This is a genomic window from Myxococcus sp. AB056 (assembly GCF_006547365.1).
GTDB lineage: Bacteria > Myxococcota > Myxococcia > Myxococcales > Myxococcaceae > Myxococcus > Myxococcus virescens.
This window is the reverse complement of sequence record NZ_VHLB01000209.1, coordinates 1-645: the sequence shown is the minus strand read 5'-3', so window position 1 is coordinate 645 and position 645 is coordinate 1. Positions and strand designations below refer to the sequence as shown.

The 645-nt window shown below is 71.5% G+C and carries 1 protein-coding gene; it reads right to left on the bottom strand.

Annotated elements, in window-relative coordinates; all coding sequences use genetic code 11:
* The coding region (locus tag FMP39_RS37165; RefSeq protein ID WP_194858726.1) for a translation initiation factor IF-2 N-terminal domain-containing protein at positions 1-538 on the bottom strand (538 nt) is incomplete at its 3' end.
* Positions 539-645 lie beyond the last annotated feature (107 nt).

Sequence of the window (645 nt, the reverse complement as noted above, 5' to 3'; positions counted from 1 at the left end):
CCACCTCGGCGGTGGCAGGGGCCTTCGGGGCCTCGGCGACCTGCGCGGGGGGCGTAGACGTGACAGCAGCCGGAGCCGACGGCTCCGCCGCGGCGGCGACCGGGGCCTCGACGCGCTGGGGCTCCGGGGCGCTCGGCGGCTCGGCGGGCGCGCGGGGCGCCTCGACGGGCGGAGGCGCCTGCACCGGCTCCTCGGCGGCGAACGTGGCGGGCTCGGGCGCCGACGGCGGCTGCTCATAGGCAGGCTCGGCGGCCTGTGAAGCCTCGGCCCCGCTGTCCGCGGTCGCACCGGCGGGCGGACCCACCTTGCGGCGCACGACGAAGCCCTTCGCCGTCACGGGCGGCGTGGCCTGCTTCGGCTTGCGCTTGTCCAGAATCTTCTGGACGGCAGCGGTCGCCTGGTCGTCATCGAGAGACGACGAGTGGCTCTTGACGTCGTAACCGAGGCTCGACAGCTCGGTGACGACCTCCTTGTTGTCGAGCTCAATCCCGTGGCTCTTGAGTTCCTTGGCGATTTCGTGGACGCGCTTCTTCGACATATTGCCCTTGATGGCCTTCTGCTCCGCCGACTCCGGGGCGCAGCACCCTAGTCCAAACCCGAAAATGTGTGCGAGTGGTGACTAACACCCACTCCCCCCCGCACCCC